Annotated in this window: 13 protein-coding genes and 1 riboswitch; of the genes, 5 read left to right on the top strand and 8 right to left on the bottom strand. The window is 73.7% G+C overall.

What is annotated here, in order from left to right; translation table 11 throughout:
* Positions 1 to 33: 33 nt before the first annotated feature.
* On the bottom strand, positions 34 to 897 hold the full coding sequence (locus I8N68_RS03065) for a metallophosphoesterase family protein (protein WP_200207290.1): 864 nt from the start codon (positions 895 to 897) through the stop codon (positions 34 to 36).
* A gap of 76 nt (positions 898 to 973) precedes the next feature.
* A riboswitch (ZMP/ZTP riboswitch) is annotated at positions 974 to 1,063 on the top strand.
* Positions 1,064 to 1,081: 18 nt separating this feature from the next.
* Between I8N68_RS03065 and I8N68_RS03070 the strand changes: the two genes are divergently transcribed.
* Both I8N68_RS03070 and I8N68_RS03075 read left to right on the top strand, forming a co-directional pair.
* Complete coding sequence (locus I8N68_RS03070) at positions 1,082 to 2,500, top strand: glycine hydroxymethyltransferase (protein ID WP_200207297.1); 1,419 nt, start codon at positions 1,082 to 1,084, stop codon at positions 2,498 to 2,500.
* 217 nt (positions 2,501 to 2,717) lie between these two features.
* A complete protein-coding gene (locus tag I8N68_RS03075) occupies positions 2,718 to 3,320 on the top strand; it encodes a YdcF family protein (protein WP_234038671.1) in 603 nt (200 codons plus the stop codon).
* Between the two features lie 26 nt (positions 3,321 to 3,346).
* Here I8N68_RS03075 and I8N68_RS03080 read toward each other — a convergent pair whose 3' ends face one another.
* The 6 genes from I8N68_RS03080 to I8N68_RS03105 form a co-directional block, all read right to left on the bottom strand.
* Positions 3,347 to 4,999, bottom strand: a complete 1,653-nt coding sequence (locus I8N68_RS03080; RefSeq protein WP_200207305.1) for a ribulokinase — start codon at positions 4,997 to 4,999, stop codon at positions 3,347 to 3,349.
* 55 nt (positions 5,000 to 5,054) lie between these two features.
* Positions 5,055 to 5,306: a hypothetical protein gene (locus I8N68_RS03085; RefSeq protein WP_200207309.1), complete on the bottom strand. Its 252-nt coding sequence runs from the start codon at positions 5,304 to 5,306 to the stop codon at positions 5,055 to 5,057.
* Positions 5,307 to 5,365: 59 nt separating this feature from the next.
* Positions 5,366 to 6,313: a carbohydrate kinase family protein gene (locus I8N68_RS03090; RefSeq protein WP_200207311.1), complete on the bottom strand. Its 948-nt coding sequence runs from the start codon at positions 6,311 to 6,313 to the stop codon at positions 5,366 to 5,368.
* Positions 6,314 to 6,361: 48 nt separating this feature from the next.
* Entirely contained in the window at positions 6,362 to 7,204 is an 843-nt protein-coding gene (locus I8N68_RS03095) for an ATP-binding cassette domain-containing protein (protein WP_234038672.1), read from the bottom strand.
* A complete protein-coding gene (locus tag I8N68_RS03100; RefSeq protein ID WP_307812540.1) occupies positions 7,201 to 8,229 on the bottom strand; it encodes an ABC transporter permease in 1,029 nt (342 codons plus the stop codon). The genes I8N68_RS03095 and I8N68_RS03100 overlap by 4 nt, the downstream gene beginning before the upstream one ends.
* Positions 8,230 to 8,327: 98 nt before the next feature.
* A complete protein-coding gene (locus I8N68_RS03105; RefSeq protein ID WP_200207312.1) occupies positions 8,328 to 9,419 on the bottom strand; it encodes a substrate-binding domain-containing protein in 1,092 nt (363 codons plus the stop codon).
* A gap of 234 nt (positions 9,420 to 9,653) precedes the next feature.
* On the opposite strand from I8N68_RS03105, the gene I8N68_RS03110 reads away from it, so the two are divergent.
* Positions 9,654 to 12,209, top strand: a complete 2,556-nt coding sequence (locus I8N68_RS03110) for a glycoside hydrolase family 32 protein (protein WP_200207313.1) — start codon at positions 9,654 to 9,656, stop codon at positions 12,207 to 12,209.
* 90 nt (positions 12,210 to 12,299) lie between these two features.
* Entirely contained in the window at positions 12,300 to 13,352 is a 1,053-nt protein-coding gene (locus tag I8N68_RS03115; protein WP_200207314.1) for a LacI family DNA-binding transcriptional regulator, read from the top strand.
* 157 nt (positions 13,353 to 13,509) lie between these two features.
* Here I8N68_RS03115 and I8N68_RS03120 read toward each other — a convergent pair whose 3' ends face one another.
* The gene (locus I8N68_RS03120) at positions 13,510 to 14,601 is read right to left on the bottom strand and encodes an alpha-hydroxy acid oxidase (protein ID WP_200207315.1); all 1,092 of its coding nucleotides are present in this window, start codon (positions 14,599 to 14,601) and stop codon (positions 13,510 to 13,512) included.
* A 234-nt stretch (positions 14,602 to 14,835) separates the two neighbouring features.
* Here I8N68_RS03120 and I8N68_RS03125 point away from each other — a divergent pair, with 234 nt between their 5' ends.
* Positions 14,836 to 15,303, top strand: a complete 468-nt coding sequence (locus I8N68_RS03125) for a nucleotidyltransferase domain-containing protein (protein WP_200207316.1) — start codon at positions 14,836 to 14,838, stop codon at positions 15,301 to 15,303.
* Positions 15,304 to 15,340 lie beyond the last annotated feature (37 nt).

The following is a 15,340-nucleotide window of genomic DNA, read 5'->3' on the forward strand; positions in this document are numbered from 1 at the left end:
GGGGCCCGACCGTCGGTCGGGCCCCGGCGTGCGTCACCAGGCGGTCGGCGGTGTCCCCTCCGGGGCGGGCAGGATCCGCCGCGGGCCGCCCGGCGGCACCGACCGCTTCCGCCATTCGCGCGGGTAGCCGACCGACACCTCCTCGAAGCGCACCCCGTCGTACCAGGTGATGCGCGGAATGTGCAGGTGGCCGTAGACCACGGCGGCGGCGTCGAAGCGCCGGTGCCAGTCGGCGGTGGCCTCGGTGCCGCACCACAGGGCGAAGATCGGGTAGCGCAGGATCCGGGTCGGCTCGCGGACCAGCGGGAAGTGGTTCACCAGCACCGTCGGCAGCGCCGGGTCGCGCGCGGCCAGCCGGGCCGCCGTCGTCGCCACCCGGTCCGCGCACCAGGCCGCCCGGCTCGGGTACGGGTCGGGTTGCAGCAGGAACTCGTCGGTGCAGACCACCCCGGTCCGGTACGCCTCGGCCAGCGCCGCCTGCGGGGTGTCCAGCCCGTCGGGGCGCCAGCTGTGGTCGTAGAGCAGGAACAGCGGCGCCACCAGCGCGGGCCCGCCCGGACCGCGCCAGACCGGGTACGGGTCCTCCGGGGTGAGCACGCCGAGGCGGCGGCACAGGTCGACCAGGTGCTCATACCGGGCGACGCCGCGGAGCTGCACCGGGTCGGCCGGCGAGGTCCACAGCTCGTGGTTGCCGGGGGCCCAGACCACCCGGGCGAACCGGTCGGCGAGCAGGGCGAGGGCCCACTCCACCTGGGCCACGGTGTCGCCGACGTCGCCGGCCACCAGCAGCCAGTCCCGGGGTGACTCCGGGCGCAGCGCCTCGACGATCGCGCGGTTGTCGGCGTGCCTGACGTGCAGGTCGCTGATGGCCAGCAGCGCCCCGTCGTCCTCCCCCATCCGTCGATCCTAGGGCCGGCCGCGCCGGCCGTTGGCGGAGGTGGACCCGGCCGTCCCCGGCGCACCCGGTAGGATCGGCGCGGGCCGTGACTGGCGCGTGGGGATGGAGAACCATCGGGAAGCGGTCCCGTCATGAGGACGCACGCCGAGCGCCTGGGCCTTCCGCACGTCAGTAGGAGGTCGCATGTCGCTGAACGCCGAATCCACCGCCTTCCGCAGCGCGCTCGAGGTGATCCGCGCCGTCGAGCCGCGGGTGGCCGACGCCATCGGGGCGGAGCTGGCCGACCAGCGTGAGTCGCTCAAGCTCATCGCCAGCGAGAACTACGCCTCCCCGGCCACCCTGCTGGCCATGGGCAACTGGTTCAGCGACAAGTACGCCGAGGGCACCGTGGGCCGCCGCTTCTACGCCGGCTGCCAGAACGTCGACACCGTCGAGGCGCTCGCCGCCGAGCACGCCCGGGAGCTGTTCGGCGCCGCGCACGCCTACGTGCAGCCGCACTCCGGCATCGACGCCAACCTGGTCGCGTTCTGGGCGATCCTGGCCGACCGGGTGGAGTCCCCCGCGCTGAAAAAGGCCCAGGTCCGGCAGGTCAACGAGCTGACCGAGGCGGACTGGTTCGCGCTGCGCCGCGAGCTGGGCAACCAGCGGATGCTGGGCATGTCGCTGGACGCCGGCGGCCACCTCACCCACGGCTTCCGGCCCAACATCTCCGGCAAGATGTTCGACCAGCGCAGCTACGGCACCGACCCGGCGACCGGCCTCATCGACTACGACAAGGTTGCCGAGGCGGCCCGCGAGTTCAAGCCGCTGATCCTGGTCGCCGGCTACTCGGCGTACCCCCGGAAGGTCAACTTCCGGATCATGCGGGAGATCGCCGACTCCGTGGGCGCCACCTTCATGGTCGACATGGCGCACTTCGCCGGCCTGGTCGCGGGCAAGGTCTTCACCGGCGACTTCGATCCGGTACCGCACGCGCACATCGTCACCACCACCACCCACAAGTCGCTGCGCGGCCCGCGCGGCGGCATGGTGCTCTGCGGGCCGGAGCTGGCCGACCAGGTCGACCGCGGCTGCCCGATGGTGCTCGGTGGCCCGCTGCCGCACGTGATGGCCGCCAAGGCGGTCGCCCTGGCCGAGGCCCGCCGGCCCGACTTCGCCGACTACGCCCAGCGCATCGTGGACAACGCCCAGGCGCTCGCCGAGGGGCTCACCGGTCGGGGCGCGAAGCTGGTCACCGGCGGCACCGACAACCACCTGGTGCTGATCGACGTCACCGGCTACGGCCTCACCGGCCGGCAGGCCGAGCAGGCGCTGCTCGACTCGGGCATCGTCACCAACCGCAACGCCGTCCCGCAGGACCCGAACGGCGCCTGGTACACCTCGGGCATCCGGATCGGCACCCCGGCGCTGACCAGCCGGGGCCTCGGCACGGCGGAGATGGACGCCACCGCCGAGCTGATCCACACCGTGCTCACCCAGACCACGTCCGGCGAGTCCAAGGCCAAGTACGTCCTCGACCCGGCCCTGGCCGACAAGGTCAGCAAGCAGGCCAGCGAGCTGCTGACCGGCTTCCCCCTCTACCCCGGCGTCGACCTCGGCTGATCCGCGGCTCCTCCCCGACGCCCCGCCCTGCCTCCGGCCGGGCGGGGCGTCGCATCCCGCGGTCTACGATCGCCTCGCGGCGTTGTCCCACCAAGGCGGGAGCGAAGTGGCTGGCGGGCATCCGGCACATCCCAACAGGCCCATTCCTCGGGTCGTGCCGGCAGGCGATCCTGCCGGCTGCACAGCTGACCAGCTCATGGACGTGATGAAGGCGTTCATGGCGATCCTGACCCTGCCTCAGTCAGCCGCTGACCACGTCGACGCACTCGTCGTACCCACCGGTCAGGGCGAGGTGTGGCGGCTCACCCACGCGATCCGCCGCTGGGAGGCCAACCGGGACCTCCGCTACCTGCTGATAGCGAATGGGAACCCGGCGGAGGACACCTACCTCGAGATCACGCCTGCCTACCTGCGCAGCCTCGGCCTCCGTCGCTTTGACGGGGTGCACCTCCAGGCCGAGCCGGCCCCCCACACCGGCCGACAGGGCGCATGGATCGTCGGCCAGGTCGAGGACCTCGGCATCACCAGCCTCGCGCTCACCGTCTCCGCATACCACCTGCCGCGCGTCTACCTCACGGTCCTCAGAGCGCTCAGCCAGCGCGGGATCCGTATCCCTCTCCTCCCGGACCCGGTCCCCATCTCGCCCGACACCGCCAGTCCGGAGACGCGAGCGACCGCCTACGATCTGCTCCCCGGCGAAGCGGCACGCATCCTCGCGTACATGAACAACCACTGGGTTGCCACGCTCGAGGAACTACAGGAGTACCTGCGGTGGGTGTGGATCCAGCACCCGGCCCTCCTGACCCGGACTCCGGCCTGAAACCGCAGCCCACCTGTGGCGCGGGGTCAGAGGCGGGGGTGGGCGCGGTTGCGGAGGGCCCGGAGGCGGTGCAGGACGTCGGTGCCGCCCCGGCCGAAGTGGTCGTGCAGGGCGCGGTACTCGGCGTAGAGGTCGTCGTAGGCGGCGGCCCGGGCCGGGTCGGGGTGCCAGGTCTCGCGGTGCCCGGCGCCCATCGCCGCCGAGGCGGTCTCCACGTCCGGGTACGCCCCGGCGGCCACCGCCGCGTGGATCGCCGCGCCCAGCGCCGCCGGGTGCGCGGTGTCCACCACGTGCAGTGGGCGGCGCAGCACGTCGGCGTAGATCCGCAACAGCAGCCGGTTGGCGGTGAGCCCGCCGGCCGCGGTCAGCTCGTCGACGGGCACCCCGGCGGCCTCGAACGCCTCGACGACCGTCCGCGCCCCGAACGCGGTGGCCTCCAGCAGTGCCCGCCAGATCTCCTCGGGCCGGGTGGCCAGGGTCAGCCCGACCAGGACGCCGCTCAGCTCGTGGTCCATCAGCACCGAACGGTTGCCGCTGTGCCAGTCCAGCGCCAGCAGCCCGTGCCCACCCACCGGCTGCTCGGCGGCGAGGGAGTCGAGCAGCTCGTACGGCGAGACCCCGCGCCGTCGCGCCTGCTCGGCGTAGGCGGCCGGCAGGGCCCGCTCGACGTACCAGGCGAAGATGTCGCCGACGCCGCTCTGCCCGGCCTCGTACCCCCAGCGCCCGGCGGTGACGCCACCCGCGACGACCCCGCAGATCCCGGGCACCTCGTGGCCGGCGTCGGAATTCATGATCAGGCAGGTGGAGGTGCCGAGGACGGCGAGCATCCGGCCCGGCTCGACCGCGCGCGCCGCGGCGGCGGTGACGTGCGCGTCGATCGTGCCGGCGGCCACCGCGACGCCGGCCGGCAGGCCGGTCCAGCGGGCCGCCTCGGCGGTGAGACCGCCGGCCCGCGTGCCGAGCGCCGCGAGCGGCCCGTCGACCTTGGACAGCAGGTCGGGCAGCTCGGGATGGAGCGCGGCGAGGAACGCGGCGGTCGGGTAGCGGCCGTCCTGGCGCAGGCCCTTGAAGCCGGCGGCGGAGACGTTGCGGGTCTCCCGGCCGCAGAGCTGCCAGACCAGCCAGTCGGCCGTCTCGATCCAGCGCGCCGCGCGGCGGAAGACCGCCGGGTCCTCCTCCAGCAGGTGCAGCGCCTTGGCGAGCTGCCACTCGGCGGAGACCCGGCCGCCGTACCGGGCCAGCCAGGGCTCGCCGCGCTCGGCGGCGAGGGCGGTGATCCGCTCGGCCTGCCGTTGCGCGGCGTGGTGCTTCCAGAGCTTCGGCCAGGCGTGCGGCCGGTCGCGCAGCTCCGGCAGCTCGGCGAGCGGGGTCCCGTCGGCCAGGGTGGGCAGCACCGTGCAGGAGGTGGCGTCCAGCCCGATGCCGACCACCTCGGCCGGGGCGACGCCGGCCGCGCGGACGGCGGCGCGCACCGCCGTCCGCAGCACCTCGCGGTGGTCCGCCGGGTCCTGCAACGCCCAGTCCGGGGGCAGCGCCGGACCGTCCGGCAGCCGGTCGGTGAGCACCCCGCGCCGGTACGCGTGCACCGCGCTGCCGAGCTCGGCGCCGTCGGCCACGTCGACCACCACGGCCCGGCCGGAGAGCGTGCCGAAGTCCACGCCGACGACGTAGCGGCCCACGGTTCCTCCTCCCGCCCCCGCCGGCCCGGCGGCGGTGGGAGGACACGCTAACGGGTCAGGCGAGCGGGCGCTTCAGGTGGTAGCGGTGCACCTCGGTGCTGCCCTGGACGTTGTTCACGTCCTCGGCGGCGGAGACCAGCTCCCAGCCGTCCCGGCCGGCGCGGTTGAGGTGCGCGATCGCGGTGTCGCCGTACGCGGTGATGTCGGTGCGCGACCCGTCGGGGCCGTACCAGACGAACGACACGTGGAAATTGCGGCCCTGCCCCTGATAGCGGCGGACCAGCAACGCGTACTCCCAGGCAACCATCGGTCCATTATGTTGGGTCGCCGCCAGCGTCCGGAACCGGCCTGCCTGCGCTCCGGGCATCAGGTGTCGGGCCGCGACACCGCCAGGTCGGCGGCCAACTCGGCCCGCGTGGGCGGGTCGGCGCCCCGTCGGCCGCAGGTGCGGGCGGCGACGTGGGCCGCCTCCGCCAGGACGGAGGTGAGGGTGTCCCGGCCGACGCCGCCGAGGGCCGTCCGCCGCGCGGCGCCGAGCAGGTCCCGCTCGCCGAGCGCGGCCAGCAGGCCGGCGGTGAACGCGTCGCCGGCGCCGACGGTGTCGACCACCCGGATCGGTCGGGCGTCCACCCGCGCCGCACCGCGCCGGGTGACCGCCCAGGCCCCGCCGTCACCGAGGGTGACCACCACGAGGACGGCGCCCCGCGCCAGCCACTCCCGGCCCAGCTCCTCGTGGCCGCGGCCCGGGTGCAGCCACCCCAGGTCCTCCAGGCTGACCTTCACCACGTCACTGACCGAGACCAGCTCCTCGACCAGGTGCCCGGCGGTGGTCCGGTCGCCCATCAGGGCCGGCCGGCAGTTCGGGTCGTAGCTGATCATCGTGCTCGCCCGGCGGTCCCGGAGCAGCGCCAGCACGTCGTCGGCGCCCGGTGCGAGGACCGTGGCGAGCGAGCCGGTGTGCAGGCAGTGGCTCCCCGAGCCGACACCGGCCAGCGTACGGTCCGGAAAGGACCGCCAGGCGATGTCGAAGTCGTACCGGGCCTGCCCGTCCGCGGCCACCCGGGTCCGGGCCACGCTGGTGCCGGGCAGGTCCAGCACCGACGCCGGGTCCAGCCGTACGCCGCTGCCGGCCAGGTGGGCGCGGAGCAGTCGCCCGTACGCGTCGGCACCGAGCTGGGTGAGCAGGGTGGTGGGCTGACCGAGGCGGGCGAGCGCCACGGCGACGTTCGCCGGGCTGCCCCCCGGGTGGGCGACCGCCTCGCCCGACGGATCCTCGATCAGATCCACCAGGCTCTCGCCGACAACGGTGATCACAGTCTTCCTCTCCCGGGCTGGATCGCCCGGTCACGTCCGTGGCGGGCTTCAGGCCGCCGGCCGGCCCGGGGTCTCCGCGAGGGTGGTCGCGCCGGTCATGATGGCCACCGCCTCCGGCATCGTGTGCGACGCCGGTGTCACCACGCCCGCGCAGCGGCCCAGCCGCTGGATGTGGATGCGGTCGGCGACCTCGAACACGTGCGGCATGTTGTGGCTGATGAGGATCACCGGCAGTCCGCGCGACCGGACCTCCTCGATCATCCGCAGCACCTGGTTGGACTCCTTGACCCCGAGCGCCGCGGTGGGCTCGTCGAGCACGAGCACCTTGCTGCCGAAGGCCGCGGCCCGGGCCACCGACACGGCCTGGCGCTGACCGCCGGAGAGCGTCTCGACCGCCTGCGCCACGTTCTGCAGCGTGCCGATGCCGAGGTCGGCCAGGGCCTGCGCGGCCTCCCGGCGCATCCCCTTCTGGTCGAGCATCCGGAACACCGAGCCGAGCACGCCCCGGCGGCGCTTCTCCCGGCCCAGGAAGAGGTTGCTCGCGATGTCCAGCGCCGGCGCCACGGCCAACGTCTGGTAGACGGTCTCGATCCCGGCGTCGCGGGCGTCCTGGGGGCGCTTGAACTGCGCCGGCCGGCCCTCCAGGAACAGTTCCCCGGCGTCCGGCGTCAGCGCGCCGGTGAGGCACTTGATCAGCGTGGACTTGCCCGCGCCGTTGTCCCCGATGACGGCGAGCACCTCGCCGGGGTAGAGGTCGAGGTCCACCCCGTCGAGCCCGACGACCCTGCCGAACGTCTTGACCAGGCCGCGGGCCGACAGGACCGGCGAACGCTGCCCGCTGTTCGCCGCGCCGGACCGGCCGGCGGGGGTGTGCGTGGTGGTGGCGGTCATGACCTCACCTTCCTGATCCACTGGTCCACGGCCACGGCGAGGATCACCAGCAGGCCGACGGCGAGCACGCGGTACTGGTCGTCGACCCCGGCGAGGGAGAGGCCGCTGCGGAAGAAGCCGACGATCAGCGCGCCGAGCAGGGTGCCGAGCACCGCGCCCCGGCCGCCGAAGAGGCTGGTGCCACCGATGACGACGGCGGTGATGCTCTCCAGGTTGGCGTCGGTGATGGCGTTCGGGCTGGCCGCGCCGGCCCGGCCGATCAGGATCCAGGCGGTGATGCCGTAGATGGCGCCGGCGACGACGTACACGCTCAGCAGGACCCGGTCGACCCGGATGCCGGCGAGCCGGGCGGCTTCCTTGTCGTCACCGACCGCGTAGACGTGCCGGCCCCAGGCGGTCTTGGCCAGGGCGAAGCCCACCGCGAGGTAGAGCAGGACGACGGCGACCACGCCCACGGTGATCCGGAACCGGCCCACCGGGAAGGACTCGCCGGTCCAGCTGAGCACCGCGGGCAGGTCGGTGGCCTGGACGCTCCGGCCCTCGGAGTAGAGCAGCCCGACGGCGGTGAAGACGCTGAGCGTGCCGAGGGTGACGATGAACGGCGGCAGCTTCAGCCGGGTCACCAGCGCGCCGTTGAGCGCGCCCGCCGCGGCGCCGACCGCGATGGCGAGCGCGATGGCGAGGCCGCCCGGCAGCCCCTGGCCCTCGGCCAGCTTGGCCGCGAGCATCATGGCCAGGATGGCGATGGCGCCGACTGACAGGTCGATGCCCGCGGTCAGGATGATCAGGGTCTGCCCGACGGCGAGCGCGCCGATGACCGCCACCTGCTGCAGGACGAGCGACAGCGAGTTCGGCGAGGCGAAGCGCGGGTTGAGGGTGGAGAAGACGACGAACGAGATGACCAGCACGAGGAACGGGCTGATCGCGGGGTGCGCGTGCAGCAGGTGCTGGACGCGTCGTAGTGGCGAGTGCCGGCGCAGGGCGAACTGCTGCGCGGCGGTGGTCGGTGGTGTCGTGGTGGTCACGGCGGGCTCCCTGCCGGGGTCGGCGGTGGCGGACGGTCTGCCCGGTCGAGGGCGCGGGGCGGAGGATGCCGCGGGCCCTCGACCGGGGTGGCGGTGGCTCAGCCCCAGCAGCGCTGGGCGCCGTCGGCGCTGGTGATGCTCTCGACCCCGGTGGCGGCCTTGTCGGTGACCAGGGCGACACCGGTGTCGAAGAAGTCCAGGCCGTCGGAGACCTTCGGCTTCTCTCCGTCGTTCGCGATCTTCTTGATCGCCTGCACGCCCAGCTCGGCCATCTTCAGCGGGTACTGCTGGGAGGTGGCGCCGATGACGCCGTCCTTGACCTGCCGTACCCCGTCGCATCCGCCGTCGACGGAGACGACCAGGACCCCCTGGGTCTTCCCCGCCGCCTGCAGCGCCTTGTGCGCGCCGACGGCCGCCGGCTCGTTGATGGTGTAGACGACGTTGATGTCGGGGTTCTTGGTCAGGCAGTTCTCCATCGCCGTCCGGCCGCCGTCCTCGGCGCCGTTGGTCGGCTCGTTGCAGGCGATCGTGTAGCTGCCGCCGGAGTAGCTGCCGGTCTTCGCCTCGTCGCCGTTCTTCTTCTTGTCGGCGGTGTCGATGCCCATGCCGGTCAGGAAGCCCTGGTCCCGGTTGTAGTCGACGGAGACGATCTTGTCGTTGAACAGGTCCAGCAGGGCGATGGTCGCCGGCTTGCCGCCGAGCTGGGTCGCCGTCCACTTGCCGATCAGCTCACCGGCCTTGAAGTTGTCGGTGGCGAAGGTGATGTCCACGGTGGTCGCCGGGTCGGGCGGGGTGTCCAGCGCGATGACGTAGAGGCCGGCGTCCCGCGCCTTCTTGATCGCGGGGTTGACGCCGGGCCCGTTCGGGGTGATCAGGATGCCCTGGTCGCCGCGGGCGATCGCGTCCTCGATGGCCTGGACCTGACCGGCCTCGTCGCCGTCCTCTTTGCCGGCGGCGACGGTCAGCTTCACGCCCTCCGCCTCGGCGGCCTTCTTCGCGCCCTGCTGCATGCTGACGAAGAACGGGTTCGTGGAGTTCTTGGTGATCAGCGAGACGGCGACGCTCTTGCCACCGCCACCGCCGCCGGAGCCGTCGCCCGAGCTGTCGCCGCACCCGCTGACGACCATGCCGGTCGCCGCCGCGGCGGCGACCAGCAGGGCCGCGCGGCGGCGGCCGATGCGCTGGATCATGTGTTCCCCCTCAATGACTCCCCGGCGGACCGAGGCCGTGTTGACAACGATGTCAGCGCAGTTTCGGCGCAACTCTAGAGGGATGTCAATGGGTTGCCGGCCGGTTTCTCATAACCAGCACGTAACTCGCAGGCAACTCTTGACATCGATGTCAGACCGGCCCCAGGATTCGCCCACGGTCCGGACGCCCGGGCCCGGCGGGCCACGGGCGTCCCCCATGGACGGAGGATGTGGATGAGGATCCGCCGATGGCTGGCCGCCTGCGCGGCCGTGACTCTCCTGGCGACGACACCGGACGCCGGTGCGCAGGCAGCACCGACCACCACCCGGGACGAGGCCCACCGACCGCAGCTTCACTTCAGTCCCGAGCGCAACTGGATGAACGATCCGAACGGGCTGGTGTGGTACCAGGGCGAGTGGCACCTGTTCTTCCAGTACAACCCCGAGGGCGCGCAGTGGGGCAACATGTCCTGGGGGCACGCCGTCAGCCCCGACCTGCTGCACTGGACGGAGCTGCCGGTCGCGATCCCGTACTCGGCCGACGAGCACATCTTCTCCGGGTCGGTCGTCGTCGACGAGCGGAACACCTCCGGCTTCGGCCGCCCCGGCGCGCCGGCCCTGGTCGCCGTCTACACCAGCTCGTACCCGGCCACCGGCATCCAGGCGCAGTCGCTGGCGTACAGCACCGACCGCGGGCGCACCTGGACGAAGTACGCCGGCAACCCGGTGCTGGACCTCCGCTCCCGGGAGTTCCGTGACCCGAAGGTCTTCTGGGACACCAGGTCCGGCCGGTGGACCATGGCGGTCGTGCTGGCCACCGAGCACAAGGTGAGCTTCTACGGCTCCCCCGACCTGCGGTCATGGACCCATCTGAGCGACTTCGGGCCGGCCAACGCCGTCGGTGGCGTCTGGGAGGTGCCGGACCTGTTCGAGCTGCCGGTCGACGGCGACCCGCGGCGCACCAGGTGGGTCCTGGTGGTCAACCTGAACCCGGGCGCGGTGGCCGGCGGGTCGGGCGCGCAGTACTTCGTCGGCGACTGGGACGGCACCCGGTTCACCGCCGACAACGTCGTCACCGGCGAGCCGGAGCCGCCGGCCGGGACACTCTTCGCCGACTTCGAGGACGACTACGCCGGATGGGCGGTCGAGAACGACCCGACGCTGGGGCCCGGGCCCTTCGGCACCGGCCCGTACCCGGGAACCGTCCCCGGGCAGCAGCAGGTGAGCGGCTTCCGCGGCCGGTCCCTGGTCAACAGCTTCGTCGGCTTCGACGCGCCCAGGGGGCGGCTGGTCTCCCCCGAGTTCACCCTCGGCCAGGACTACCTGAACCTGCTCGTCGGCGGGGGCGCCCACCCGCACCTGCCCGGCACCACGACCGACTTCGTGCCGGCCGACGCCGAACCCGTGCTCGACTTCGAGTTCCCCGACGGCCAGACGTACGAGCAGGCGGGGTGGACGGCGACCGGCGGGCTGCGCGACCGCGCGCCGGTGGTCGGACCGGCCCGGTCGGAGCGCGGCCACGTCGGCGACAAGTTGCTCACCACCTTCTTCGAGGCCGACTCGACGACGGGCACGCTGACCTCGCCCGGCTTCACGATCGACCGCAACCACCTGAGCGTGCTCGTCGGCGCCGGCGGCCACCTGACCGACGGCACCGGGCGTACGGTGGTCGAGCTGCTGGTGGACGGGCGGGTGGTGCGGACCGCCACCGGCAACTTCTCCGGCTTCCTGAACTGGCGCAGCTGGGACGTGAGCGACCTGCGGGGTCGCACCGCGCAGCTGCGGATCGTCGACGAGAACACCGGCGGGTGGGGGCACCTCCTGGTCGACCACCTCGTCGCCACCGACGAACCGGTACTGCCCCGCTCGGTGGAGACCGCGGTCAACCTCGTCATGGACGGCCAGGTCGTGCGGACCGCCACCGGTAAGGACAGCGAACGCCTGGACTGGGTGGGCTGGGACGTCCGCGAGTACGCGGGGCGGCGGGCCCACCTGGAGATCAACGACCTCAACTCCGGTGGCTGGGGGCACATCCTCGTCGACCACGTCATGTTCGCCGACCGGCCGGCGCAGAGCGAGCTGGAACGCTACGACTGGCTCGACCACGGCAAGGACTACTACGCGGCGGTCTCGTACAACAACGCCCCGGGCGGCAGCCGCGTCGCGATCGGTTGGATGAACAACTGGCAGTACGCCGGCAGCGTCCCGACCGCGCCGTGGCGCGGCGCGATGGCCCTGCCCCGGGAGTTCGCGCTGCGGACCGTCGCCGGCGAGGTGCGCCTCGTCCAGTCGCCGGCCGACCAGCTCACCACCCTGCGGGGCGACGGCGAGGGGTTCACGCTGCACGACACGACCCTGCGGCCCGGGGTGCTCGACCTGCCCCCGGCGGCGGACGGCACCGTGCTGGAGATCCAGGCGGAGTTCGAACTCGGCGACGCCGACCGCTTCGGCCTCCAGCTCCGCGGCGGCGACCAGGAACGGACGGTGGTCGGGTACGACGCCGGGGCGCGTCGCCTCTACGTCGACCGGACCCGCTCCGGCGAGGTGGAGGTCGGGCCACTCTTCCCCGGCGTGCACTCCGGCCCGCTCTCCGCCGACGGCAACCGGGTGCGGATGACGGTGTACGTGGACCGGTCGTCCGTGGAGGTGTTCGGCGGGGCGGGACAGACCACCATCACCGACCAGATCTTCCCCGCGGTCACCAGCGACCAGACCCGCCTCTTCGCCGAGGGCGGCGACGTGGTGGTGCGGTCGCTCACCATCCGGCCGCTGCGGTCGGTGTGGCGATAACCTGACCGTCGATCACCGTCGGTCCGGGGCCACGGCGTACGCCGTGGCCCCGGACCGCCACCGCAGCACCCCCGCCCGGTAGGAGCGCCCATGCACGCTGCCGCCCCCGCGACGTCGGCCGGCAAGGCCCGACCGACGCTCCGCGACGTCGCGCTGCTCGCTGGCGTGAGCCCGAAGACGGTCTCCCGGGTGGTCAACGGCGAGGCGGGCGTGTCCGCACCGAAGACCGCCGCCGTGCAGCGGGCGATCGCGCAACTCGACTACCGGCCCAACTTCACCGCGAGCAGCCTGCGGCGGTCCAGCGGCCGCAGCGCGGCGATCGCGGCGGTCCTGGAGGACCTGGCGAACCCCTTCTCGGCCGCCCTGCACCGCGCCCTCGAGGACGCCGCGCGGGATCGGGGCGTGCTCATCTTCGCCGGCAGCGTGGACGAGAACCCGGAACGGGAGCGGGACCTCATCCACGCCTTCACCATGCGGCAGGCCGACGCCCTGGTCGTGGTGCCGGCCAGCGACGACCAGAGCTACCTGGCCGGCGAGGTCAACGCCGGCACCCCGGTGGTCTTCGTCGACCGGCCGCCGGTCGGGCTGCCGGTCGACGCCGTTCTCGCCGACAACCACGACGGCGCCGCGTCCGCCGTCCACCACCTCGTCGCCCACGGCCACCGGCACATCGCCTACCTCGGCGACCTCCAGACCATCCCCACGGCCCGACAACGGTTCCAGGGTTTCCGGGAGGCGCTCGCCGACCACGGCATCCGACCGTCCACCGCCCCCGCCGTCCACGATCTGCACACCGAGCGGGCCTCGGAGGAGGCGGTCCGCCGGCTGCTCTCCGCCGAGTCCCCACCCACCGCGCTCTTCACCTCGCAGAACCTGGTCACCATCGGGGCGATCCGGGCCCTCCAGCAGCTCGGCCGGCAACACGAGGTCGCCCTCGTGGGCTTCGACGACTTCCCGCTCGCCGACCTCCTCCAGCCGGCGGTCACGGTGGTCGCGCAGGACCCGTCCGAGATGGGCCGGGTCGCCGCGTCGTTGATCTTCCGGCGCCTCGACGGCGAGCAGTGGCGACCGCGGACCCACCTGGTGGCGACCCGGCTGATCCCCCGTGGCTCCGGCGAGATCAGGGGACCGCACCGCGGCTGATGAGCGCGCCGGCCGCCCCGGCGCCGGCCGCCCCCGGCGGCGCCGAGCTCGTCGATGATCAGCGCGGCCAGCCGGTCCAGCCCCAGGTCGATCTGCTCCGGCGTCACCGCGCTGACCGACAGCCGCAGCGGGTCGACCGTGATGTTCAGCTCCACGGTCAGCCTCCGGTCGTCGTGCGCAGGTGTCGGGCGGCGGCCGGGTCGGCGCAGCCGGTCAGGGTGAGCGCGTCGCGCAGCTCGGCGGCGAGCAGCGCCAGGGCCGCCTCGGCGCCGGCCCGGCCGCCCGCCGCGAGCGCCCAGAGCATCGGGCGGCCGACCAGCACCCCGGTCGCGCCGAGCGCCAGCGCCCGCAGCACGTCGACCCCGCCGCGCACGCCGCTGTCCAGCAGCACCTCGCACCGCTCCCCCACCGCGGTCACCACGTCGGGCAGCGCCGTCGCGGTGGCCGGCGCGGCGTCGAGCTGCCGGCCACCGTGGTTGGAGACCACCACCGCGTCCGCCCCGGTCTCCGCGGCGCGGGCCGCGTCGCGGGGGTCGAGGATGCCCTTGACCACCAGGGGCAGCGGGGTACGACCGCGCAGCCAGGCCAGGTCCGCCCAGCTCAGCGCCGGGGCGAAGACCGCACCGGGGTGTACCGCCACCGCGGAGACCCCGGGGGTGCCCTGGTGGGCCAGGTCGTTCCGCCCGCCCGGCAGGTTCGCCGCGGTGACATGCGGGGGCAGGGCGAAGCCGTTGCGGACGTCGCGCAGCCGCCGGCCGAGGATCGGCACGTCGACGGTGACCATCAGCGCGGCGCAGCCGGCGGCGTGCGCCCGGTCCAGCAGGTCGGCGACCATGCCCCGGTCGCGCAGCCAGTAGAGCTGGAACCAGACCTCCCCGCCGGCCGCGGCGACCTCCTCGATCCGGGTGCTGCTCAGCGTGCTGGCCACGTAGGGCACCCCGGCCGCACGGGCGGCGGCCGCCAGCGCCGGCTCGCCGTCCGGATGCACCAGCCGCTGGTACGCCATCGGCGCGACCGCCACCGGCATCGCCTGCGGCCGGCCGAGCAGCGGTGCGTCGGTCCGCGGCCGATCCACGCCCGTCAGCACCCGGGGCAGCACCGCGACCCGGTCCAGCGCCGCCCGGTTGGCGGTCAGCGTGGTCTCCGTCCCGCTGCCGCCCTCGACGAAGTCCCACACCTCCGGCGGCAGCGCGGCCCGGGCCAGCCCCGCAAAGTCGGCCAGGCTCGCCGGCAGCAGCGGCTCAGCCATCGGCGCGCCCGCCGTCCGTCGCACCGGCCGCCGACCGACCGTGTCCAACCCGAACCGCTGCGGCAGGAACGCGGCTGCCCCGCCGGCTGACGTTCGCGGCGGGGGTGGCGCTGAGCGGCACGCCCCGGCTGCTCGCGCTGGCGCTCAGCGACCGGCTGCTGGTGGTGCTCATGATCCGGCGCATCACGATCCTTCCGGTTCGCGGGCAGACCGTCAGTCTGCCAAGGTCCAGGGGTGAACGGGGACCAGGTGACCGCACTGCTGGACGAGTTCGCCGCGGACGGGCTGCGGGTCTGGGTGGCCGGCGGCTGGGCGGTGGACGCGGTGGTGGGCCGGCAAACCCGGCCGCACGCCGACCTCGACCTGGCGATCGACGCGAGCCAGCAGGCGGAGTTGCTCGCGCTGCTCGACCGGCTCGGCTTCGTGACCACGGTGGACTGGCTGCCGGTCCGCGCCGAGCTGACCGCGCCGGACGGCCGGAAGGTCGACATCCACCCGGTGGCGTTCCGCTCGGACGGCAGCGGAGTGCAGTCCGGACTGGACGACGCGACGTTCGCGTACGCCGCGGACGGCTTCGCCGAGGGCGTCATCGACGGCCGCCCGGTGCCCTGCCTGTCGGTGGGCCAGCAGCTCCGTTTCCGGGAGGGCTACCCGCCGCGGGAGGTCGACCACCACGACATCGCCCTGCTGCGCGGGCTCTGACCAACCTGCCGGCCGCACCGTGGTGTCGGTGGGCGGG

The sequence above is a fragment of the Micromonospora coerulea genome (assembly GCF_016598485.1).
Classification (GTDB): Bacteria; Actinomycetota; Actinomycetes; order Mycobacteriales; family Micromonosporaceae; genus Micromonospora; species Micromonospora coerulea.